The 23114-nt window shown below is 47.9% G+C and carries 20 protein-coding genes; 2 read left to right on the forward strand and 18 right to left on the reverse strand.

Annotated elements, in window-relative coordinates; genetic code table 11:
• Nucleotides 1-353: 353 nt before the first annotated feature.
• From rfaD to Q8L79_RS06110, 13 genes are all read right to left on the reverse strand, one after another.
• Complete coding sequence (gene rfaD, locus Q8L79_RS06050) at nt 354-1298, reverse strand: ADP-glyceromanno-heptose 6-epimerase (RefSeq protein WP_305269000.1); 945 nt, start codon at nt 1296-1298, stop codon at nt 354-356.
• A complete protein-coding gene (hldE, locus tag Q8L79_RS06055) occupies nt 1295-2719 on the reverse strand; it encodes a bifunctional D-glycero-beta-D-manno-heptose-7-phosphate kinase/D-glycero-beta-D-manno-heptose 1-phosphate adenylyltransferase HldE (RefSeq protein ID WP_305269003.1) in 1425 nt (474 codons plus the stop codon). Before hldE ends, rfaD begins: the two co-directional genes overlap by 4 nt.
• Nucleotides 2719-3276, reverse strand: coding sequence for an SIS domain-containing protein (locus Q8L79_RS06060; protein WP_305269006.1), 558 nt, complete (start codon nt 3274-3276; stop codon nt 2719-2721). Before Q8L79_RS06060 ends, hldE begins: the two co-directional genes overlap by 1 nt.
• 11 nt (nt 3277-3287) lie before the next feature.
• Complete coding sequence (gene msbA / locus Q8L79_RS06065) at nt 3288-5081, reverse strand: lipid A export permease/ATP-binding protein MsbA (RefSeq protein WP_305269009.1); 1794 nt, start codon at nt 5079-5081, stop codon at nt 3288-3290.
• A 29-nt stretch (nt 5082-5110) separates the two neighbouring features.
• The gene (locus Q8L79_RS06070) at nt 5111-5959 is read right to left on the reverse strand and encodes a glycosyltransferase family 2 protein (protein WP_305269011.1); all 849 of its coding nucleotides are present in this window, start codon (nt 5957-5959) and stop codon (nt 5111-5113) included.
• Nucleotides 5960-5961: 2 nt separating this feature from the next.
• Nucleotides 5962-6708 carry a glycosyltransferase family 2 protein gene (locus Q8L79_RS06075; RefSeq protein ID WP_305269014.1) on the reverse strand — a complete coding sequence of 249 codons (747 nt, stop codon included), beginning with the start codon at nt 6706-6708 and terminating at the stop codon, nt 5962-5964.
• 25 nt (nt 6709-6733) lie between these two features.
• Nucleotides 6734-7459 carry a glycosyltransferase family 25 protein gene (locus Q8L79_RS06080; RefSeq protein ID WP_305269015.1) on the reverse strand — a complete coding sequence of 242 codons (726 nt, stop codon included), beginning with the start codon at nt 7457-7459 and terminating at the stop codon, nt 6734-6736.
• Nucleotides 7460-7572: 113 nt separating this feature from the next.
• Nucleotides 7573-8676, reverse strand: a complete 1104-nt coding sequence (gene rfaQ / locus Q8L79_RS06085; protein ID WP_305269018.1) for a putative lipopolysaccharide heptosyltransferase III — start codon at nt 8674-8676, stop codon at nt 7573-7575.
• A gap of 108 nt (nt 8677-8784) precedes the next feature.
• Nucleotides 8785-9210: a desulfoferrodoxin family protein gene (locus Q8L79_RS06090; protein WP_305269020.1), complete on the reverse strand. Its 426-nt coding sequence runs from the start codon at nt 9208-9210 to the stop codon at nt 8785-8787.
• Between the two features lie 95 nt (nt 9211-9305).
• Nucleotides 9306-10091, reverse strand: coding sequence for a hypothetical protein (locus Q8L79_RS06095; RefSeq protein WP_305269022.1), 786 nt, complete (start codon nt 10089-10091; stop codon nt 9306-9308).
• Nucleotides 10092-10261: 170 nt separating this feature from the next.
• Nucleotides 10262-10699 carry a YqaA family protein gene (locus Q8L79_RS06100; protein WP_370869884.1) on the reverse strand — a complete coding sequence of 146 codons (438 nt, stop codon included), beginning with the start codon at nt 10697-10699 and terminating at the stop codon, nt 10262-10264.
• A gap of 49 nt (nt 10700-10748) precedes the next feature.
• Nucleotides 10749-11651 carry a copper oxidase gene (locus Q8L79_RS06105; RefSeq protein WP_305269025.1) on the reverse strand — a complete coding sequence of 301 codons (903 nt, stop codon included), beginning with the start codon at nt 11649-11651 and terminating at the stop codon, nt 10749-10751.
• A gap of 155 nt (nt 11652-11806) precedes the next feature.
• Nucleotides 11807-12397 (reverse strand): hypothetical protein, encoded by a 591-nt coding sequence (locus Q8L79_RS06110; protein WP_305269028.1) that lies wholly within the window; start codon nt 12395-12397, stop codon nt 11807-11809.
• Between the two features lie 276 nt (nt 12398-12673).
• Between Q8L79_RS06110 and pgi the strand changes: the two genes are divergently transcribed.
• Nucleotides 12674-14329 carry a glucose-6-phosphate isomerase gene (pgi, locus tag Q8L79_RS06115; RefSeq protein WP_305269030.1) on the forward strand — a complete coding sequence of 552 codons (1656 nt, stop codon included), beginning with the start codon at nt 12674-12676 and terminating at the stop codon, nt 14327-14329.
• 129 nt (nt 14330-14458) lie between these two features.
• Nucleotides 14459-15982 (forward strand): membrane-bound lytic murein transglycosylase MltF, encoded by a 1524-nt coding sequence (gene mltF, locus Q8L79_RS06120; protein WP_305269031.1) that lies wholly within the window; start codon nt 14459-14461, stop codon nt 15980-15982.
• Between the two features lie 7 nt (nt 15983-15989).
• Here the strand turns inward: mltF and tadA are convergent, their stop codons facing one another.
• The 5 genes from tadA to metG all read right to left on the reverse strand — a co-directional run bounded on the left by tadA (nt 15990) and on the right by metG (nt 23048).
• Nucleotides 15990-16451: a tRNA adenosine(34) deaminase TadA gene (tadA, locus tag Q8L79_RS06125; protein ID WP_305269033.1), complete on the reverse strand. Its 462-nt coding sequence runs from the start codon at nt 16449-16451 to the stop codon at nt 15990-15992.
• The gene (gene guaA / locus Q8L79_RS06130; protein WP_305269036.1) at nt 16442-18028 is read right to left on the reverse strand and encodes a glutamine-hydrolyzing GMP synthase; all 1587 of its coding nucleotides are present in this window, start codon (nt 18026-18028) and stop codon (nt 16442-16444) included. The genes tadA and guaA overlap by 10 nt, the downstream gene beginning before the upstream one ends.
• Nucleotides 18029-18151: 123 nt before the next feature.
• Nucleotides 18152-19618 carry an IMP dehydrogenase gene (gene guaB, locus Q8L79_RS06135; RefSeq protein ID WP_305269038.1) on the reverse strand — a complete coding sequence of 489 codons (1467 nt, stop codon included), beginning with the start codon at nt 19616-19618 and terminating at the stop codon, nt 18152-18154.
• A gap of 609 nt (nt 19619-20227) precedes the next feature.
• Nucleotides 20228-20935, reverse strand: a complete 708-nt coding sequence (locus Q8L79_RS06140; RefSeq protein WP_370869885.1) for an RnfABCDGE type electron transport complex subunit B — start codon at nt 20933-20935, stop codon at nt 20228-20230.
• A 94-nt stretch (nt 20936-21029) separates the two neighbouring features.
• Nucleotides 21030-23048: a methionine--tRNA ligase gene (gene metG / locus Q8L79_RS06145; protein ID WP_305269041.1), complete on the reverse strand. Its 2019-nt coding sequence runs from the start codon at nt 23046-23048 to the stop codon at nt 21030-21032.
• Nucleotides 23049-23114: the final 66 nt, after the last annotated feature.

Raw genomic sequence — 23114 nt, forward strand, 5'->3', positions numbered from 1 at the left:
CTTGTGTCGATTATTTATTACAAGCATAAACAATCCATCACAAGCACCCACACAAATTATTTTGATCAGGTTTTTAAAGAGCGTGGAGTTAAACCCCGGTTGAGCTGGACAATTATACAGATCCAATTCAGTTTGTCAACAGCCTGTTAACTTTATTTTTCATCCCGAACTACCGAAGCCGTTTACCGAACCCCGATGAAGCCGACCATTATAACCTACTCAGTCCGCTTGTCAACATCCTTGCCAACTTTATTTCTTGTTGCTGTCTCTGCCAAGGCGCCTGCCCTGAAAGAACTGCGCATTCTACAGCTTTTTCTGACTGCGTCAAGAGGTTATTTTCTTATAAACGCTCTTTATGCATTCAACCAATCCAAGTATCTTGCGACGCCTTGCTTAACGGTCAAAAAGTCCTTCGTGTAACCGGCATCTCTTAGCCCGGAAATATCAGCTTTCGTATAGCTCTGATACGCGCCCTTTAAATGCTCGGGAAACGGAATATACTCAATCTCTCCTTCTTTATGCCAATCAGTCACCGTCTGAGCGACCGCATTAAACGTTTCCGCTCGCCCCGTTCCTACGTTATAAATACCGCGTTGCTCCGGATGATCCAAAAACCACAAATTTACATCCACAACATCATCAACATGAACAAAGTCCCGCTTTTGTTCGCCATTAGCCATGCCATCGCAACCCTCAAACAACTTTGCTCTTTTTTGCTCAATAACCTGCCGATTAAAATGAAATGCAGTGCTACTCATAGAGCCCTTATGCTGTTCTCTTGGTCCGTAAACATTAAAATAGCGAAAACCGACAATCGGGCTTTTTGTTTTACTTAATAAAGGACGGACATATTGATCGAATTGAAATTTTGAATAGGCATACATATTGATAGGATGCTCGCAGCTACGATCAACCCGAAATCCATGCTCGCCAGTCCCATAAACCGAAGCGGAAGATGCGTACATAAATGCGACATTCTTCGCGATGCACCAATGCAATAGACGCTTAGAATAATCATAATTATTCATCATCACATACTTTCCATCCCACTCCGTCGTCGCAGAACAGGCTCCCTGATGAAAAACCGCCCGCACCCCATCAAAAAAATGAGCCACGCCAATTTTCTCTAGAAACTCCTCCTTGTCCATGTAATCGGCAATATCAAGATCGGCGATATTGTGCATTTTCCGCCCATTAGCCAGATGATCGACCAGCAATATATTGCTTTCGCCGCGCTGGTTTAACGCTCGAATAATATTACTGCCGATAAAGCCGGCGCCGCCCGTAACAACAATCATTCCAATCCCCTCGCTTTTTTTATCATCGCGGTTGTCGACTGCCCGTCAACAAACTGCAAAATCTTTACTTCACCGCCCGCCTTAATGACGCAATCCCCGCCGGCGACCTGCTCCGAACTATAATCTCCACCCTTGACGATGACATCCGGCAGCAATCTGCAATACAGTCTTTCCGGCGTTTCCTCTTCGAATGAAACCACCCAGTCGACGCAGGCTAATGCCGCCAAAACCGCCATCCGTTCCTGCAAACCATTGATAGGCCGGGACTCCCCCTTAAGCTGTCTGACCGACGCGTCCGAGTTTACGGCCACAACCAACCGATCGCCCAAGGCCTTTGCCTGCTGCAAATAAGTCACATGTCCGGCGTGTAATAAATCGAAACAGCCATTGGTCATGATGATGCGTTCATCATGGGCTTTGGCGCCAGCCATTATTTGCGCCAATTCGTCTTCCGAAACGATGCCGTATTGGGAATCCCGATCACCGTGCATTGCCCTCGTTAGCTCCTGCATTGATACGGTTGATGTACCCAGCTTTCCGACCACAATGCCTCCCGCCAGGTTAGCCAGATACATCGCATCATACAACGCCATATCCAGCGCCACGCCCAGAGCCATCACCGCAATAACCGTATCTCCGGCACCAGTCACGTCAAAGACATCCTTGGCCTGAGCCGGTAATGAATGCACTTGATCGTCTTGTATCAAGGTCATGCCCGCCTCGCCGCGAGTCAACAAAAGTGTCGGGATTTGATACCGCTTTAACAGTCCTCGCCCTTTTTCAATCAAATTATCTTCATTTTCAGGAATACCGACCACCGCCTGCAATTCAGACAGATTCGGCGTTATCAGGTCCGCTTGCGCATATCGCTGATAATCCACCCCTTTCGGATCCACCAAGACCTTAACTCCGGCTTGCTTGACCTTAATGATATACCTTGAAACATCCGCCAATGTTCCTTTGCCATAATCCGAGAAAACAACCGTATTATTTTCAGGCAGATGTTCAACCAGCCTTGCCAACAACGCATCCGAATCAAACTTAAGAGACGTCTCTTCAAAATCAATACGAATGAGCTGCTGATGCTGCGCCATAACCCGTAGCTTGCAGATGCTGCGAATTTCCTGCTCGACTACAAAATCGCAGGCCACGCCTTCCGCTTCCAGCAGCCGCCTCAGTATCTCGCCTTCGGCATCATCGCCAACAACGCCCAGTAGAGTCACCTTGCCGCCTAATTTGGCAATATTGAGCGCGACATTGCCCGCGCCGCCGACGCGATCTTCAATAGTTTTAACCCTGACCACCGGCACCGGCGCTTCCGGCGAAATACGCGCGGCCTGCCCGGACCAGTACCGGTCCAGCATCACATCGCCGATGACTATGATACGAGCTTCCCTAAACTCAGGTGTAGCTGCCAACATTAATAAGCCCCCTCAATCGCGCCACACCACCAGTGGCCGATCAATATATGCGCCTCCTGAATTCTTGCAGTTACATCCGAAGGAACAATCACCGAATGCGTAACTTGTCCGCTCAGCTCACCGCCTTCACACCCGGTTAACCCGATAACAGCCATACCTTTCAACCTTGCAGCGTCCACCGCGTTTAATATATTTTTGCTGGTTCCTGATGTGGAAATAGCAATCAAGCAATCTTTTTCATTGGCAATGGCTTCAATCTGCCGGGAATAGACTGTATCGAATCCTATATCATTGCTGTGCGCCGTTAAAATCGAGCTGTCAGTGGTCAACGCAATTGCAGCCAGAGCCTTCCGGTTCTTTTCATATCTCACCACCAACTCCGCAGCGATATGCTGACAATCGGCCGCACTGCCGCCATTGCCGCACAGCAATATTTTCCCGCCCTGCCTTAATGTTTCAATCAGCAACGCTCCGGCCGCCTCAATAGCCCCGGAACAATCAGCCAAGCGCTCCATCATGGCCTTATGCTCTTCAAGCTCGGAAATAAATGTCTTCAAAATAATGCCCCCTAGGCAATGTCTGAATTTAATGCTTCAGTAGCGGCGATCGGTTGATCGCCCTTGCGATGTTCCTTAAATTGCATGGAATGCAAACGCGCATAGGCTCCATTTTTTGCAATCAGCTCCTGATGAGAGCCTCTTTCCACGATGCGCCCGTGATCCATAACCAAAATCATATCTGCATTTTCAATAGTCGACAGCCGGTGGGCAATAACCAGCGTCGTCCTATTGCTCATTACTTTTTGGAGCGCCGCCTGTATAAACCGCTCCGATTCGGTATCGAGCGCCGATGTTGCCTCATCCAGTATCAATATGGGGGCATCTTTCAGCAATGCCCTGGCCAAAGCCAACCTTTGCCGTTGTCCGCCTGACAGCTTGACGCCATTCTCGCCTATTTCGGTATCCAGCCCCTGTTCATACTTGGCGATAAATTCCATCGCATAAGCGTCGGTTGCAGCCTGGGTTATTTCACTTCGGGTCGCGGTCGCAAGCGACCCGTAGGCGATGTTGTTGGCTATCGTGTCATTGAATAAAGTGACTTGCTGGTTGACCAGCGCCAACTGTTTCCTCAAATTTGCCAGCTCATACGTATTAATTTCCACACCATCCAGCAATATTTCACCGGTATCATGCGGATAAAAACGCGAAACCAAATTGGCGAGCGTACTTTTACCGCCGCCGGAAGCCCCTACCAACGCAATAGTCTGTCCCGGCTCGGCCTTAAAATTGATGTCGATAAGTGCAGGTTCATTTGCGCCTGCATATTGAAAGGTCAGATTTTTGAATTCCAGCGCACCTTTGCATCTTTCGGCTTGATACGTACCTTCATCCAACTCGCCCGGCTCATCCAAAATCTCGAATAACGATTCGGCAGCCGCGATACCTTTTTGAATATCCCCATTTGCATCGCTCAACTGCCTGATAGGCCTCGGCAATAAAAATGCCGCCGTCAGGTAACCGACAAACTCGCCGACACTGGCTTGCTTCATGAAAAACAAAGCCATATACATCAGGAATGACAAGGCGATGGCAATAATAAACTGCATGATCGGATTGTGTATCGCCATCGTCGTTGACAGCTTTAGCGATTGCCTCCGGTTGTATAAACTGCTTTCCAGAAAGCGCCGACGCTCGTATTCTTCACCGCCGTAACTGCGCACCACCCGGTGTCCGCCCACCAATTCCGACGTGATATGCGTCATGTCGCCAATCGATTCTTGTATTTTTTTACTGATCCCCCGGAGACGCTTACTCACATAGCCAACCAGCACCACAATAATCGGCGCTATAGCAATAAAAACCAGCGACAACATCCAGTTTGAATAAAACAGATAGATTAACAAACCTATCGCAGTAAAACCTTCGCGTACAAAAGTGCGCACTGCATCCGTGGTGGCCTGGGTAACTTGCCCCACATTATTGGTTATCCTTGAAATCATGTAACCGCTGTTATGCGCATCAAAGTAGGCTGTCGGCAGTCGCGTATACTGATTAAAAATTTCACAGCGCAAGGCATGTACGACATTGGTGGATACTTTGGCCAGAAAATAGTTGCCCAAATAAGCGCCAATCCCATGCACCACAATTAAACCGCTAAATAACAGCGGTAAATAACTCATACCCTCCCGAGTCTCGGTTTGCAACGTGTCAATGATATGTTTGATTAATGCCGCAAATAAGGTCTGAGTACCTGAATACATCAGGAAGCCAACAATACTGATTGCAAAAAGACCACGATGCGGCTTTACATAGGTCAATAATCGCTTATATATTTGAGTGCTTGCTTTGGGTGTTTTGTTCATATTTTTGAAAAGTTCATTAACGGTTAACGCTATTTGATCTTGCTCTGAGTCGAGGAGCTACTCAAAAGATACTGGGAGACGCCTTTTGTTGCGACAATAAAATCCCGCTGCTTCAGGCGGTCCAACAATCGTTGGTAATTAAGGTCTTGTTTGCTTTTGTCATTATGAGGGTGCCATAAATGCAGCACAGGCACCGCAAATCGCCCTTCCTTGCGTTTAATGCCGGCGTGTATCAAGCGAATAACCAGGTCGGAATCCTCAAAACCCCAGCCTTCAAAAAGCTCATCAAAACCATTGGTCCGTAAAAAGTCGCTTTTCCAGAGCGCCAAATTACAGGTCATGGCTTTTTGCCACTTCTCAGGTTGAGATTTTCTTAAAAACCCTAAGGGCAGCCGAATAAAGGCGGAAATCCGGTTGATCTTTTTTTGTACCCAAAGAGAAATGAAATAACTTAGCGGTTTTTGATGTAACGGAATATGTTTTCCAATGACGTCCTGAGTAAACGACTCGCTTAGCAGCACCCTGTTTCCCGGCACGAAATACCCGGGCTCTGCCAGCTGCCGGTGCCGTGCGATAAAATCAGGCCCAAGAACGCAGTCGCCATCGATAAACAGCAAATATTCACCCTGACTGCTCGCAACCGCCTTATTCCTGATGGTTCCCGCCCTGAATCCGTGATCATCATGATGCACATATTGAATGGGCACCGGGCTTTTAGCGCAATAAACCTGGGCTTGGGCCTGGTTGACCGGTGTGGAGCCATCATCAGCGATGATGATTTCAAACGCCGGATCACGCTGGGCAAACAAGCTGTCCAGACAGAGTTCTAATGCGGCCGGCCAGTTATAGGTGGTTACGATAACGGAGATTAAATTCATTGTTAACGGGACTGCCGGTTTTGCAGTTCCAGTAATTTAAGGTACTTATAATAAGCGCCTTCCGCATTGGAAATCGACAGCATCAGCCCTTCCCGCCCATCCAGAATAGCGGATTTAAGCCAATAGGTGCGTATGAATGTCCAAAGCGCTTTTAAAATGGCTTTGCTCAAAGATGAGCGAACGCCCCGTTGATAAAGCAACTCAGCACCCAAGGTCGAATAGCAATTCACTTTATGTAAAACCTCATCCAGGTTTATAAAAGCATCGTGCAGCAACGGAGTGGTTAACTGCCCGATTTGCCCCTGAACAATAATACGCTCATGAACAACTGAATCAGTAAACTGGCCGCAATCATGACGAAATAGCCTAAGCACATGATCCGGCCACCAGCCGCCATGGCGCATTTGCCTGCCGCAATAGCTGGAAAGACGCGGGATCTCATAGCCGTTATAGCCTTCTTGCCGGAGCGCTGTTTCGATTTCCAACCTTAATTCCGGCGTTACAACTTCGTCGGCATCTATCGATAAAATCCAGTCGCCGCTGGCTTTATCGACAGCGCGTTGTTTCTGAATACCGAAGCCGGGCCAGTCTGTTTGATAAACCTTATCGGTGTATTGACGACAGATCGAGACCGTATCATCCTCGCTGCCCGAATCCAGAACGACAATCTCGTCGGCCCAGGAAACTGACTCAAGACAACGAGCGATATGCCCGGCTTCGTTTTTTGTAATGATGACTACACTAAGCATGGCGTATCGATAGAAGAATAAGTTATTAGCGCCATAATTGATAAATGTGTTTTCGCTTAAGCTTTTCCCAATTGAACAAGAGGCGCTGCAACCAGACAGGCGGGGCTTTTTCGACAGCGCTCATAAACAAGCCGGCCTTACTGCCTTGCTCCACTACGGGTTCTTCGAGCCACAGCATGCTGATTCCCAGTTCCCGATCGATTTTTTCAAACTGATTGTCTATCGGCAATGAAACCTTGTTGCGGGTAATCCAGTCCAGCCGTTTTTGTGCCGTGTTGCAATCAATAATATAGGAGTCGGTAAATCGACCGCGAGAACCCACGTACAAATGCTGACCGGGTTTTCTAAGGCTTTTCGGCGTATAAAAGTTGCCGCCGCAACCGATAAAAATGACTTTCGGCCCGTCAAAGCGAGGGCTTTCTTCCAACGCATAATGCAGGCCGTCGTTAAACCCAGGGGAAAAAATAGCATCATCTTCCAGAACCAATGCCTGTTGCTGTTTGTTTTCAACAATGCTTTCCAACGCCATGATGTGTTTTAAGGCACATGACATTTGGTTGACCGATAAGTTATCACCAATAAAATATTTGTTAATAATCTCCGCTGTCAGCTCGTCAGCATCACCGTCAAGAATAAACTCAGCCGTCATGTCATGCTTTAAAAGCTGCACCTCCATAAACGCACGACGCTCATGGAATGCTTTTACGTTTATTACGTAAAGACCATCCAGTTGTTTTGTTGCTAAATGCATTCCGGCTATTACCTTGAAAGACTGCGGACTATATCGGGAAACTTTACCAAAAACCGCAAGTAAAGCGAAATCAATTACGGACAAATCATTATTTATCGTTATTCAGGACAGGATTACTCTTTTCCAAGCGCACGTCGAATAGCTTCTTTGACTCGCTCAGGGCTAAGCGTATCAAGACATAGGCTTCGGCTTTGCCGATGTTTATCACAGCCTTCCAAATGACAGGGAACGCAGTCGCCTTTACCTTGAATCAAGCTGATATTGTTAAGCTGCAGGCTGCCTGTTTTATGAAAGGGATTTATGTTTTGGTTATACCCGGCAGGCCAAGGCGCCCATTTTACCGGATTGGTCGGCCCATAAAGTGCAATCACCGGGATTCCCGTTGCAGCCGCCAAGTGAGTGATACCGGTATCCGGGCCGATATATAATTTTGCCCGAGCAATAATAGTCTCCAACTGCGCCAATGAAACCTGACCAGCCAGATTGATCGTATCTTCGGGAAGTTGACGTTGAATATTAGCGACATAATCAACTTCCTCTCGGGCCGGTCCTCCCGAAAGAACCAGTCTTAATCCCAGTTTTTTAAGATAAAAACCAATCTCTATCCAGCCTTCTACAGTCCATTGCTTGTATGTCCACTGTGGATGCGGGTGCAAAACGGCATAAGCGGTATTATCAGTTAAAAAAGGAAATTGCTGCGCCAACTGCCTGGCATCATTGATTTGCGGAGGAACCAGTGAAAAGCACTTCGGAACATTGATCAATTCCAGCAACTTCAGATGTTGCAGGACCGTATGCGTATTGTCGTCGTCAAATTCTGTCCAGTGTTGAACAAAAAAACGCTTCCACCAGCCTGTGGTGTTTTTCGGCGGCACTACGGCAACCCGTAATGGCGCTGCAAGTAATGTATATAAAAAAGGGCGATCCCCGGCCTGCGTAGCAATGGCAAGATCATACCGCCTGAACAACTGCCGTAATAACTGCCAATAATCATGGCGCCTAGGGCGGTTAGGCGTAGTAATGATGTGACTTATATCAGGATTGCCTTCGAGCATGGAGGCGGTATTGCGAAACACCAAGACGTCAAGCTGAGCATCAGGATAAGCCTGCCGCAACGAATGCAATAAGGGTGTTGTCAGTAGCACATCGCCGAGGTATCGCATTGCGATTACCAGAATTTTTGTTGGCTTTGGCTGTAAAGATGGGTAGCTTTTCATTGATTGAATTATATTACGGCGACGGCTAAGCAGATCATTGAAGTTAACGCGACTTAATGAGCTGCCTGCAATAAAATCAACGCCAAAATAATAATCTAAAGCTTATCCTTACACTTCTGCGCCGTTTAACCAAAGGTCATGCTTATTACACATGCTCAGCGCGTAAATCGGTCCACTGTAGTCATGCAGTGTAAATGTCGATATGGCTGCCTTGTCCTTAGTAGGGTTAAAGAGATATTCATCTATAAACTTATAGTTTTGATCCAGTAAAACATGCTTAACAATATAGTGTTCGTAACCTTTCATTTCATGTGCCGTTACGATTTTTACAGCGATATTTCCTCCCGCTTTTTCTATTTCAATGCTGGGCAAGTGCGTTGCAACTTTATCACTCCAGCGACCGGGCGCCTCTTTTGTATAATAGATGTTTCCTGTAGCTGCCTGTTTGCCACTGTCAGCCAGTGCAATTGCTGGCACGATTATACCGGCACCAACACCCACTACACTTAATCGAATAAAATCACGACGTTCCATAACACTCACCTTTTTTGATTACTGATTCCCCTGCCTATCACAGAGGCGTTTTACTTAACTAGCAAATCCGGTCGACGCTATTTTATCTAAGCACCTTATTCATTCTCCGCGCCTTGATATGCGTTTTTCCGCAATTTGCCGGACTTTATCCAGTCACGGGCATTCTTCGCTCTTCTTAATACCGGTGCAGCGCCACCCATCGCTACCGCATCGACGAGGCAATACCAGGCAGCAACTCCGCTAGGCGGGTTCCCCTGAGGCAAACCGAGAACCGGATCTATTGCCGCCCATGCCCAGGTTCCAACAGCGGTGCCAATTAACTCCAGCCATGTGGTAATAAAAAAGGCCGCCAGATAAACCATTGGCGAGCGGCCTTTAAAAAGATAGCCCAGAAAAACACAAAACAGTAGCGCGCCTACTGAATCACCCTGTTCTGCATAACCGCTGATACCCCAAATTGACCATGCGCCGCACACCAATACCACCAATGTGGCGATTTCTCTGGCATAGCGCAAGAATAATCCGGAACGCCCCAGCGCAACAGCGGTTAAATAAACCATGCCGTGACCGGGCGGCACATAAGCGGGCACATTCTCAAACCGATACGTGTATCCCCCCATGAAAGGGGACGCAAAATGCTCGCCGATGGTCGCGAAAATGACCGCAATGCCAACCTGCACTCTTATTTCCCTATTTTCTCCGAGCAACAATCCAATCAGAAACACCCAGCCGCATACACCGAGGGCGTTTTGCTTTTCCAAACTTGCATGTGCATCGCTGATTAAGCAGACCGCCACGCAAAAAAAAGTAAACGCCGCTATAAAATAGTCCCGTTTTCTATGGGCGTAAGCGATGTTAACTTGTGGGAAATGGCGTAACACAATTACCTCGTATTCAATGTAAGCGGATTAATTAACCACGAAGAATACGAAGTTTTATCTTGGTTTTTTTCGTAACTACTCAGTGTCATCAGTATTCTATTTTTGGTTGCTAAGTAGTTATCGTTTTTCTTCGTGGTGATATATTTTAAGTTGTTAGAAAATCCAAGCCTTCACACAAACATCCAGGCTATCACCGTATATCGACCCAACTTGCCCAGCAATATGATTAAACAAGCCTGAAAGAATGGCAGTTTTAGCCATCCGCCCGCAAAACACAAGGCATCCCCCACCACCGGCAACCAGGTAAAAAACAGCGTCCAGATACCTTTTTTTCTGACTACATCCAACGCTTTCTGTTTTTTTTCCGATAAGAGCGTAGCAACCGGGAATTTTTTAGCTGCCAGCACACCCAAGCCCCATGTGGTCATAGCCCCCAGCGTGTTGCCTATCGTGGCAACGATGACTAAAAGCTCAACCTGATAATGTCCTGCCGCTACCATATAAGCCAAGACAGCTTCAGAGCCTCCTGGCGCTATCGTTGACGATATAAATGCGCTGATAAACAGCCCGCCTATTTCAAACCCTGTGTCTTGCACTTTTTCTCTCAAAAAAAACCCCTGCACTCAAAGAGCGCAGGGGTTTTTGTGTTGCCCGAATTTAACTCCCAGGCAATATTTTATTTTTATTGGAAATAATCAGCTTAACCAATCTGGACAACAGCTTTACGACCAACTCAATTCCGGTTCTTAACATATCAAAAATAGTAGCTACCACTTCTGATATGCTCATACCTTTAAATTTTTTCGCTAAAAATGGGGCCAGCAGTAAGCCAATCACCAAACCGATCACAGTAACACCTGAAATAATAGAATCTTCTTTTGGCGGCTGACTTACCGGCGCAGGCTTATTGGCCACAACAGCCGCCGGTGCTGCTTCAGCTGCAGCCGAAACATCGGCCATCACTGTCGGCAGACTTCCCTTGTAATCATCGGGTATGACGTAAGCCGTCACGCCTGGAATACTGGGCAGATCGCCATCACCTTTACCGACTTTCAACTGGGCTTTCATGCCTTTTTCCATATGCTGGGCAATGTCGCAATGCACCAGATAGGTTTTATCGCCGGGAGGCAGGATTAATGTTCCGGAGATTTTTGCGGGACCGGATATTTCCAAATGGAACATGCCTTTAGGGTATAAATACTTGGGCAAGCCGTGCATCATCCATTGATGACGAACATTATCGTCATTGATGAAATGAACCGTCAATTTAGTGCACGGTTTAAAATTAAATTCCTGAGTATCAAACGCAAACATTCTGCCCGGAAATTTCTCAGCATATTTATGACCGGCATGCACGGTAATTTCCTTGGTCTCAGCAATGCTATCGCAGCCACCCGGCAACGTGCTGGTATTTTGACCCATAACCATACCACCGGCCATATCCATCAAATGGCCATCACCGTGATCCATGAGCATCCCATCATGATCTTCATACTCCACCGCCAATACTGACGTAGAAAAAAGAAAAACCAGTGCCCCAGCCGATAATAACTTCACCATTACTTATTTCCTCTATTGTTCAATAAAATCAAAGCCTCCGCTCCTACATCTTGCCTACGTCCATGTAAACAATGCCATTGCTTTTTTAAGGCCAACTCTCTACCCGTAACCAAGCAATGGCACCAACACACAACCTACCAAAAAGTCGTGCCTGCTTAGCTTTTAATCTTCGCTATTGCTTCATCTACCTTACTTTTGAAACCAGCGTGTGACAGATAAAGTACATATAGTCCGGCGAATGCGAAAAATGCATATAAGAGCAGGTTATTTTTGCTCACTGCTTTACCGCCGCCTGCACTAAAACTCATATGCGCATCTAATCTATCACCCGAATCAGGAACCAGAGTAATATGAATCAGGTATTTGCCTGCCTCTGGTACACCATTTGGGAGTTTTAACTCAACCGTACCTTTTTTATGCTTTGCAGCCGGCAAGAAGAATACGCGAGTACCTTCAGGTTCTTTTGTCACTTCAAATTCAACCGCCATATCTCTGTATTTCATATCTTGATAGTCGAATACGAGTAAAGTCATTTCATTAGCGCGAGGAAGATTGGCACAAAAATCCTCTGCGGGAAATGCGTTAGGTTGATAAGCAGTGTAATGTAACCAATGAGTAGGTTCCAATTCAAATTTACATTGGTCGGTATCGGTACCTGCGGCTCCACCATGCGCCCATAACGATGCAGAAAATAACAACCCAAGAAGTACCAGGAAACCCTTTCTTAAAATATGTGTACTGTTCATAACGCCTTCCAGTTTTGATAAAATTATTATTATGAGAAAAATGTAGATGCTATTAATGTATTTTGAACTCATCAAAAACAAGTGTCTTGCGCTGTACTTTTGACTAATAGCAATAAGTCACTCTAGCACATCGATTTAGCCAAATACAAGGAATTGATGGGAGTCGAATCTACAAGAGCCATTATATAAGCAAAAGGTAATGCGTTGTTGTACTATTGCTATCCTTCCCTGCTTTTCGTAGACTTAAGCCAACTTTATTTAAACGGAGCTTTACGCATGTCATCCTTGACCACCTCTACAGCCTGGACAGCTTTAATAACGCATCACAACGAAACCAAAAATATCCTCCTGCGCGACAGCTTTAATGCTGATCACAACCGCCACCTCAAGTTTTCTCTTCATTTTAATGACATCCTTTTTGATTACTCCAAAAACAGAATAACCGATCAAACCTTGCCCTTGCTCATCGATCTTGCGAAACATGCAGGGCTGGAAGCAAAAATTAAAGCCATGTTTTCCGGGGCAGAAATAAATAAGACCGAACACAGATCCGTACTGCATACCGCCTTACGTAATAGAAGCAATCAACCTGTTTATGTTGACGGGCAGGATGTGATGCCGCAAATTAACAGCGTTCTCGCCAAAATGCGAGCTTTCAGCACTTGCGTTCGCTCAGGCGAATGGAGAGGTTATACCGGCAAGGCCATTACTGACATCGTTAACATCGGTATAGGCGGCTCCGACTTGGGACCGAAGATGGTCTCAACAGCTCTTACTCCTTATGCTTCCGAGACATTAAAAGTTCATTTCGTCTCCAATATTGACCAAGCCGACCTTGTTCAAACCCTAAAGCACCTATCCCCTGAAACGACACTATTTCTTATTGCGTCCAAAACATTTACTACGCAAGAGACCATGACCAATGCAAAATCAGCAAGAAGCTGGTTTCTTGATAGTGCGCAAGATCAGCAAGCTATTGCCAAACATTTTGTTGCCATTTCTACCAGCACCAAGAATGTCGCCGAATTCGGCATAGATACCAACAACATGTTTGAATTCAGGCATTGGGTCGGCGGACGTTATTCATTATGGTCGGCGATAGGGCTGTCTATCGCTTTATATGTAGGCATGGATAATTTCGAGGAGCTTTTACAAGGCGCTTATGAAGTTGACGAGCATTTTCGCGCCACGCCTTTTGAGGAAAACATCCCTTTAATCATGGGCTTGCTTGGCATCTGGTATAACAATTTCTATAATGCCGAATCCCACGCCCTTTTACCTTACGACCAATCCATGCTTTATTTTGCTGATTATTTTCAGCAAGGCGACATGGAAAGTAATGGTAAAAGCATAGATCTTAATGGTGATAAAGTAGATTATAGCACTGGCCAGATTATCTGGGGGCAACCCGGTACCAATGGACAACATGCTTTTTTTCAGCTGATCCATCAGGGCACCAAACTCATACCCTGCGACTTTTTGGCCGCCGCAAACAGTCACTACAAACTGCCCGAACATCATGATATTTTGATTTCAAACTTTCTCGCCCAACCCGAAGCCTTGATGAAAGGTAAAACAGCCGAAGAAGTTAAGCGGGAATTGTCTCCCGAAGACCAGGCCGATGCCGTACTGGTCGCCTCCAAAATATTTGACGGCAATAAACCGTCCAATTCATTTTTGTTTAGCAAACTGACGCCCAAGACCTTAGGCTCGCTCATTGCATTTTATGAACATAAAATTTATGTACAGGGCGTTATCTGGAATATCAACTCATTTGATCAGATGGGCGTGGAATTAGGAAAAACTTTAGCCAAGATCATCCTGCCGGAACTTCAAAATGACAAGATCATTGATAGCCACGATTGCTCAACCAATGCATTGATTAATGCCTACAAACAATCACGACTGTCAGGGACAGTGGAAGCATCGTAACCGGTACGGCTGTATGGACAGATTTTTGCTCCTCGGTAATCGCTCCTGCATTACCCTACTACACGCCATCCATGGCGTTAATGCAAAATCTGCCTTGCCTGCATGAATGCAGGAGGTACGACCACAAGGATGAGGGCGGTAGAATCGCGTCTGGAACAGCAATCGAGAGCAACGCAGGAGCAGTTGCCGAGAAAACTGATGCGATCGGCAATCTTGATCCGCCTGCCCAGACTGATTATTGGCTTTATTTTCACCATTACGCTGACGACTTGCGATAGCGGATTCCTGTCGTTTAATAAGCTGGAGCAGGTTAAACGGGCAGGAATCTTGCACGTATTAACCAGAAACGACCCAACAACCTATTACGAAAGCCCGGAAGGCTTTACCGGACTGGAGTATGATCTGGTTATACTTTTCGCCAACCAGTTAGGCGTCAAAGTAAAGTTTGAAACCCCCAGTACCTTTGATGACATTCTAAATCGCATTTCCAAAGACAAGGCCGACATTGCCGCCGCAGGCTTGACCGTCACCGAACAGCGTAACAAAAAAATGCGCTTTGCCCCTGCCTATCATGAAATAACCGAACAGCTCATTTACCGGTCGAGTACTCGCCGCCCCAATAATATCAGCAGTCTGACCCACGGCATTATCGAGGTCGCCAAAAGCACCAGCCACATCGACAGCCTGATCTATCTACAGAAGGATACGCCTGACCTGACCTGGAATGTCAACGATGAGTTGGATACCGATGGCTTGCTGTATCTGGTTAACGAAGGACTTATCGATTACACCGTAGCCGACTCGAACCAGACCGCTTTAATCCGCCGCTTTTATCCCAAACTTAACATTGCCTTCGACATTTCCGAACCCCGTCAACTGGCCTGGGCGTTAAGCCCATCGGACGACAACAGCTTATACAATGAAGTGGTGCATTTTTTCGAGCGCATAAAAAAGGATAAGACGCTCGATCAACTCATTGAAAAACATTACGGACATACCAGTAGTTTGAGCTATATCGGCAACTGCAAATTCCGTCAGCAACAAAAAAGCAGACTTCCCCTGTATCAGAAATATTTTAACGCAGCGGCAACGCAATACAATATAGACTGGCGCTTACTGGCCGCAATCGGCTATCAGGAATCCCACTGGCTGGATAAAGCGGTTTCCCCGACCGGTGTCGAAGGCATTATGATGTTAACCAACGACACGGCCGCCGAACTCGGCATCAAAAATCGTGCCGATCCGGCACAAAGCATCGCCGGCGGTGCGCGATATTTTCAACAAAGAATCCAGACTATCTCCGCGCAAATTCCGGAACCGGATCGCACCTGGTTTGCATTAGCCTCATACAATGTCGGCCTGGGTCATCTTGATGACGCCAGAGCGTTAACAAAGAAGCAAGGCGGCAATCCCGATAAATGGATGGATGTCAAGCAGAGGCTGCCATTGCTCACCCAGCAAAAGTGGCATCAACAAACCAAACACGGCTACGCCCGAGGCCAGGAACCGGTTGAATTTGTAGAAAATATCCGCAGCTATTACGATTTGCTGGTCTGGTTGACCGAGGAAAACCAGATAAAGAAAAATGCCATGAAAGCAGATAGCGAAGATACTGAGCATGAAGCGGTAACTGTTGATCTATTGGCGCTTTAAAACGCTTTCACCGTCTGGCTTTAAAAAAATCCCTCAACATTTCCGAGCATTCCGTTTCCAGCACGCCGCCGTCCCAGCTGATCCGGTGATTTAAAAAACTCGCATCGGTCAGGCTCAATGCATTGCACACCGCGCCCCGTTTGAGATCGTACGCGCCGAACACCAGCCGCTTAATTCGTGCATGGCTCATAGCGCCTATGCACATCACGCAAGGCTCCAAAGTCACGTACAAGGTCGCATCATTCAGCCGATAATTTTCCATGACCACGCCAGCGCCACGCATTGCAACCACTTCGGCATGGGCTGTCGGGTCATGGCTGGTTATCGGAATATTCCAACCTTCCGCGATACATCGATTATCCCTGACCACGATAGCGCCAACCGGGACTTCACCCTGCTGCTCGGCTCTTTGCGCCAGCCTGATGGCATGACGCATCCATGCTTCATCCGTTGTACTGCTTATTCCCATTCGATAGTTGCGGGAGGCTTGCCACTGATATCGTAAGCTACACGGGAAATACCCGGAACTTCATTGATAATGCGCCGGGAAATCAAATCCAAAAACTCATAAGGCAGATGCGCCCAGCGAGCGGTCATAAAATCGATAGTTTCGACCGCGCGGATAGCGATCACATAATCATAACGTCGACCGTCGCCCATCACGCCGACCGACTTGACCGGCAAAAATACCGCAAATGCCTGACTGACCTTGTCATAAAGATCATGGCGATACAGTTCTTCAATAAAAATAGCATCGGCCTGACGCAGTAAATCGGCGAATTCTTTTTTCACTTCACCCAAAATTCTGACGCCCAAACCGGGACCTGGAAACGGATGGCGGTAAACCATATCAGCAGGCAAACCCAACTCGACGCCCAGCTTTCTAACTTCGTCCTTGAACAGCTCACGTAACGGTTCAACCAACTTTAAAAGCATATTTTCCGGTAAACCGCCGACATTGTGATGCGACTTGATCAAATGCGCTTTGCCGCTTTTGGAACCGGCCGACTCGATCACATCCGGATAAATCGTACCTTGCGCCAACCATTTTGCATCGGTGATTTTCGCGGCTTCCTCGTCAAAAATATCAATAAACAAGCCGCCGATGATTTTGCGTTTTTGTTCCGGGTCGGTGATGCCGCTCAAGGCATCCAGATAGCGCTTCTCGGCGTCCACCCGGATAACTTTAACGCCCATGTGCTCGGCGAAAGTCGCCATCACTTGGTCGCCTTCGTGCAGGCGCAGCAAACCGGTATCGACAAAAACGCAGGTCAACTGGTCTTCAATAGCTTTGTGCAGTAGCGCCGCAACGACCGATGAATCAACGCCGCCGGACAAACCCAAAACCACATGATCGGTACCGACCGTTTTACGAACGACTTCGATGCTGTCTTCTATAATATTGCTGGATGTCCACAATGCTTCGCAGCCGCAAATTTCCAGCACAAACCGCGACAATATCCGCCCGCCTTGTTTGGTATGGGTTACTTCGGGATGAAACTGCAAGCCGTAAAAGCCCTTGTCTTCATTGGCGATACCGGCAATCGGCGCACCGTCCGAGCTGGCAATCAGACTAAAACCGCTCGGCAAATCGACCACGCGGTCGCCATGGCTCATCCAAACATCCAACAGGCCGAAACCTTCCGGCGATAAATGATCCTCGATATCGGCCAATAATTTCGAATGGCCGCGCGCCCTGATTTGCGCATAACCGAACTCCCTGTGATCGGAGCTTTCAACCTTGCCGCCCAGTTGCTCGGTCATGGTTTGCAGACCGTAGCAAATACCCAGCACCGGAACGCCCAACTCGAAAACGATTTGCGGCGCTCTTGGCGTATCGCCGCTGGTTACCGTTTCCGGGCCACCGGATAAAATAATGCCGTTGGGCGCAAATTTTTCGATTTGTTCAGCACTACATTCGCAGGAATAAATTTCGCAATAAACGCCGATTTCACGAATGCGTCGTGCGATTAATTGAGTGTATTGCGAGCCGAAATCCAGGATTAGGATTTTATGAGTGTGGATGTTTGGGGATTGTTGATTCACGATAGAACTCTTTTAGATCAGGCGAAAGGTCAAGGGCGAAAGGCAAAGGACGAAAGGCGAAAAAAACCGAGCTTCAAAATTAGGTCAACCTTTAGCCCTTCGCCTTTCGTCTTTCGCCTAAACTCACTCCATCCGGTAATTAGGCGCTTCTTTAGTAATGGTCACATCATGCACATGGCTTTCCCGCATACCGGCACTGGTCACCCGTACAAACTGCGCTTTTTCATGCATGATTGCAATGGTTTGGCTGCCTGTATAGCCCATGCTGGCGCGAATTCCGCCCAGCAACTGATGAATAACGGCCAGCAGACTGCCTTTATAAGGCACACGGCCTTCAATACCTTCCGGCACCAGTTTTTCGACCAATTCGGTTTCTTCCTGAAAATAGCGGTCACTGGAACCTTGCTGCTGCGCCATCGCGCCCAGCGAACCCATGCCGCGATAAGATTTATAAGACCGCCCTTGAAACAGCTCAACCTCTCCCGGCGCTTCTTCAGTACCGGCAAACATGCCGCCCAACATCACCGCATAGGCACCGGCAGCCAGCGCTTTGGCGACATCGCCGGAATAGCGGATACCGCCATCGGCAATCAACGGCACGCCGGTTCCTTTTAACGCATCGGCGACATTGCTGACTGCGGTAATTTGCGGCACACCGACACCGGCAACAATACGGGTCGTGCAGATGGAACCGGGGCCGATGCCGACCTTAACGCCATCGGCACCTGCCTCAACCAAGGCCAAAGCCGCCGCTGCGGTGGCAATATTACCGCCGATAACCTGCACCTGAGGATAGTTCTGTTTTACCCAGCGCACCCGGTCCAATACACCTTGAGAATGACCGTGCGCTGTATCGACGATAATCACATCCACGCCGGCTTCAACCAGCGCGGCAACCCGCTCTTCAGTGCCCTGTCCGGTACCGATTGCCGCACCGACCCGCAACTGCTCGTGTTCGTCTTTACAAGCCAACGGATAATCCTTAGCTTTTTGTATATCTTTTACCGTAATCATGCCGCGCAAATGAAAAGCATCATTGACCACCAGCACTTTTTCGATGCGATGTTCATGCAGCAGCGCAATCGCTTCTTTACGATCGGCATTCTCGCTGACCGTAATCAAACGCTCTTTAGGCGTCATAACTTTTGAAACCGGCTCATCGAAGCGCGTCTCAAAGCGTAAATCACGGCTGGTCACAATACCGACCAACTCATCGCCGTCAACCACAGGCACACCGGAAATATTTTTCGAGCGGGTGAGTTTGATAACGTCCCGAATGCTCACATCCGGCGAAACCGTAATCGGATCTTTAATCACACCGCTTTCGTATTTTTTAACGCTACGAACTTCACGCGCTTGCTGCTCGGCCGTCATATTTTTATGAATAATGCCGATACCGCCTTCCTGGGCAATCGCAATCGCCAGCCGAGCCTCGGTAACCGTATCCATCGCGGCCGCAACCAGCGGGATATTCAGCATAATGCCCCGCGTCAGCTGTGTTTTCATTTCTACATCGCGTGGCAGCACAGTCGAGTGCGCAGGCACTAATAAAACGTCATCAAACGTCAGCGCTTCCTGAAGAATTTTCATAGACCACACCTTATAACTCAGTGAAAAATAACCGCGTATTATACATCGTAGGATAGGTAGAGCGCGAGCGAAACCCATAATTTGTTGAATAATTTGGGAATTTTTGGTTGCGAAGGAGTGCGTTTGCGGCATCTAGCGTTTAGGTTTATTATCCCTATACTTTATAGGTACCTATACTTCGATTCCTTATCAATTTTATGAGTTTTTGGCTAAATTATGACAACAGAACGAAGCAACAAAAATGTGGCTACATGCCTGATTCAGTCATGTAGCATCGCTACTCAACCTATTGCATCAAAGATTCTATTCGCGGAGCTCGCTATTTCCAGGCTCTATTGGGTGCATCGCATCAATCTTAGAAAGTGCCGCCCTTAAGCGCAGTCAGTTTCACATATGAATTTGGCGCACACCAAAGTAATGCGGCCTAACGAATAAAGTCCTGTAGGCCGGAATAAGCTGGTTCAAGCGACAGCGAGAACTGGCGTTTCCCCCCCGGATCACCGGAAACGCCACCTCGCGCTACGCGCTTGGATGGTCTTATTCCGGCCTACGCCATTTTGATCGAATTGGGGTGACGGGAGGATCGCGCGCGCCAATCCGATCTCCGTCCTATTTCTTCGCCGCTTGCAGCTTCAGCAATGCCAGTTTTCTCTTTTTCGTACGCTCCGCTTTTTCAGCCTCTTCCATTTCCTTGCGCAAACAACGCGCATCGTAGCGTCGCTTTGCCTGCACGGATTTTTGCGCCCGACTCCCTTCGGTATTGTTGACCGGTGCGGGTTGCATGATGATGCAATCGACCGGGCAAGGCGCTATACACAATTCACAACCTGTACATTCCGAAGCTATGACCGTGTGCATGAATTTTGCAGCGCCCAATATCGCATCGACCGGACAGGCTGCGATACATTTAACGCAACCGATACAGTCTTCCTCAATAATCAACGCGACGCTTGGGGGTTTGTGGAGGCCGAATTCGGTATTCAGCGGCTTGGGAGGGACGGCTAATAAATCGGCCAGATCGCGTATGCCTTCGTCTCCGCCCGGCGGGCACTGGTTGATGTCCGCCACGCCCGAGACGATGGCCTCGGCGTAAGGGCGGCAGCCTTGGAAGCTGCATTGCCCGCATTGGGTCTGCGGCAGTAAGGCATTGATTTGGTCAATTAAGATGGGGGTTTCAAGCATGGGCACTACGCAAGCCATGTCGCTGTCATTCCGGCAGGGATTGCCGGAATCCAGATTACAAGGATGTGAAAAATAGATACAAAAGATTTCATTTGGATAAAAAACAGTCTGCGAAATGCGGTGTTTGCCATCCATGGCTTCTGGATCCCGGCAATCCCTGCCGGGATGACGTGCTTTAAAATACTTGTGTATAACAATGAACGCCGGAGCGTGGGAATGATAACGTAAGTTATTTAACCCGCATCCCAGGCTCGGCGCCTTCATCCGGGCTCAAAATCCAAATATCCTTGCCGCCGGGACCTGCGGCCAGCACCATGCCTTCGGACAGGCCGAAACGCATTTTCCGGGGTGCAAGATTGGCGATGACCAAGGTCAATTTTCCTTCCAGATCTTCCGGCTTGTAGGCGGATTTAATCCCGGCAAAGATATTGCGGGTTTCATCGCCGATATCGACGGTCAGTTGCAATAACTTGTCCGCGCCTTCGACATGATCGGCCTTGATGATTCTGGCGATACGCAAATCCAGTTTGGCAAAATCTTCAAATTCGATGGTGTCGGCAATCGGTTCGCATTTTTTAGCTTTCACAAGCTCGGCGGTTTTTTCCAGGTTTTCTTTGGACGCTTCTACAATCGCCTCGATTTTATCCGCCTCAACGCGCGTCATCAACGGCTTAAATTCATTGATCGCGTGATTTAACAAAGGTTTGGCATCAACCGGCCAAGCTTGCGCTTCGATGTTTAAAAAGCTTTCCGCATTACCAGCCAAAACAGGAAGAACCGGCTTCAAATAAACGGCCAGCAACCGGAACAGGTTGAGTCCCATGGTGCAGACTTCGTGCAGTTCCTTGTCTTTGCCTTCTTCCTTGGCGATTAGCCACGGCTTAAGCTCGTCGATATATTGATTGGCTTTATCGGCCAGCGCCATGATTTCGCGCATGGCCTTGCCGAATTCGCGTGCTTCGTAAAGTTCGGCAATTTGTGCATTGGCGGTAACGAACTCATGAAACAAAGCTTGTTCCGAACATTGCTCTGACAACTTGTTATCAAAGCGTTTGGCGATAAATCCGCTGCAACGGCTGGCGATGTTGACCACTTTTCCGACCAGGTCGGAATTGACCCGCTGACTGAAATCGTCAAAATTCAGGTCGATATCATCGACCCCGGCGCTGAGTTTGGCGGCAAAATAATAGCGCAGGTATTCTGGGTTCAAATGATCCAGATAAGTTCTTGCTTTGATAAACGTACCGCGCGATTTGGACATTTTTTCGCCGTTCACGGTTAAAAAGCCGTGCGCAAAAATCGCGCTGGGCGTCCTGAAATGCGCACCGCTCAGCATCGCAGGCCAGAACAAGGCGTGGAAATAGATGATGTCCTTGCCGATAAAATGGTACAGCTCGGCGTCGCTGTTTTTTGACCAGAATTCATTAAAATCGAGTCCCTGTTTATCGCACAGGTTTTTAAAGCTGGCCATGTAGCCGATCGGCGCATCCAGCCAGACATAGAAGTATTTGCCCGGCGCATCAGGGATTTCAAAGCCGAAATACGGCGCATCGCGACTTATGTCCCATTGCTGCAAGCCGCCATCCAGCCATTCGGCTAATTTGTTGCTGACTTCGGGCTGCAAGTGACCGGCGTTGGTCCAGTCGCGCAACATGTCGCTAAAGTTAGCCAGATCGAAAAAATAATGTACGGAATCTTTATCGATAGGTTTTGCGCCTGAAATCGCGGAAACCGCGTTTTTCAGTTCGGTCGGCGCATAAGTCGCACCGCACGCTTCGCAGCTGTCGCCATATTGATCGGCCGCGCCGCATTTGGGGCATTCGCCTTTGATAAAACGGTCGGACAAGAACATGTTCTTAACCGGGTCAAAAGCCTGGGTAATGCTGCGTGAGCTGATATGCCCGGCATCGCGCAAGCGTTCGTAAACCAGCGATGACAGCGCTTTATTTTCTTCGGAATGGGTGCTGTGATAATTATCGAAGGCCACGCCGAATTCGATAAAGTCAGCCAGATGTTCCTTGCCGACCTGCGCGATAAGTTGTTCCGGGGTAATGCCTTCCCGATCCGCCCTGAGCATGATCGGCGTACCGTGCGTGTCGTCCGCACAGACGTAATAGCAGAGGTTGCCGCGTTGTTTCTGGAAACGCACCCAAATATCGGTTTGAATATATTCAACCAGATGGCCGAGATGAATGGGGCCGTTGGCATAAGGTAGCGCGCTGGTGACGAGAATTTTTCTATCTGACATAGTGTAAAAAGTTCAAACAATCCGAAGGCAAAAACAGCCTTGTATTATGGCATAAAATAAATGCAA

Source organism: Methylobacter sp. (assembly GCF_030680395.1).
GTDB lineage: Bacteria > Pseudomonadota > Gammaproteobacteria > Methylococcales > Methylomonadaceae > Methylobacter_A.

What these genes read in the sequence shown, in the direction of transcription:
- rfaD (WP_305269000.1), bottom strand. Translation starts at nt 1,298, where the DNA reads ATGATTGTTGTTACGGGCGGCGCCGGCTTTATCGGCAGTAATATTATT.
- hldE (WP_305269003.1), bottom strand. Translation starts at nt 2,719, where the DNA reads ATGTTGGCAGCTACACCTGAGTTTAGGGAAGCTCGTATCATAGTCATC.
- msbA (WP_305269009.1), bottom strand. Translation starts at nt 5,081, where the DNA reads ATGAACAAAACACCCAAAGCAAGCACTCAAATATATAAGCGATTATTG.
- Q8L79_RS06070 (WP_305269011.1), bottom strand. Translation starts at nt 5,959, where the DNA reads ATGAATTTAATCTCCGTTATCGTAACCACCTATAACTGGCCGGCCGCA.
- Q8L79_RS06075 (WP_305269014.1), bottom strand. Translation starts at nt 6,708, where the DNA reads ATGCTTAGTGTAGTCATCATTACAAAAAACGAAGCCGGGCATATCGCT.
- Q8L79_RS06080 (WP_305269015.1), bottom strand. Translation starts at nt 7,459, where the DNA reads ATGCATTTAGCAACAAAACAACTGGATGGTCTTTACGTAATAAACGTA.
- rfaQ (WP_305269018.1), bottom strand. Translation starts at nt 8,676, where the DNA reads ATGAAAAGCTACCCATCTTTACAGCCAAAGCCAACAAAAATTCTGGTA.
- Q8L79_RS06090 (WP_305269020.1), bottom strand. Translation starts at nt 9,210, where the DNA reads ATGGAACGTCGTGATTTTATTCGATTAAGTGTAGTGGGTGTTGGTGCC.
- Q8L79_RS06105 (WP_305269025.1), bottom strand. Translation starts at nt 11,651, where the DNA reads ATGGTGAAGTTATTATCGGCTGGGGCACTGGTTTTTCTTTTTTCTACG.
- Q8L79_RS06110 (WP_305269028.1), bottom strand. Translation starts at nt 12,397, where the DNA reads ATGAACAGTACACATATTTTAAGAAAGGGTTTCCTGGTACTTCTTGGG.
- pgi (WP_305269030.1), top strand. Translation starts at nt 12,674, where the DNA reads ATGTCATCCTTGACCACCTCTACAGCCTGGACAGCTTTAATAACGCAT.
- mltF (WP_305269031.1), top strand. Translation starts at nt 14,459, where the DNA reads ATGAGGGCGGTAGAATCGCGTCTGGAACAGCAATCGAGAGCAACGCAG.
- tadA (WP_305269033.1), bottom strand. Translation starts at nt 16,451, where the DNA reads ATGGGAATAAGCAGTACAACGGATGAAGCATGGATGCGTCATGCCATC.
- guaB (WP_305269038.1), bottom strand. Translation starts at nt 19,618, where the DNA reads ATGAAAATTCTTCAGGAAGCGCTGACGTTTGATGACGTTTTATTAGTG.
- Q8L79_RS06140 (WP_370869885.1), bottom strand. Translation starts at nt 20,935, where the DNA reads ATGGATGGCAAACACCGCATTTCGCAGACTGTTTTTTATCCAAATGAA.
- metG (WP_305269041.1), bottom strand. Translation starts at nt 23,048, where the DNA reads ATGTCAGATAGAAAAATTCTCGTCACCAGCGCGCTACCTTATGCCAAC.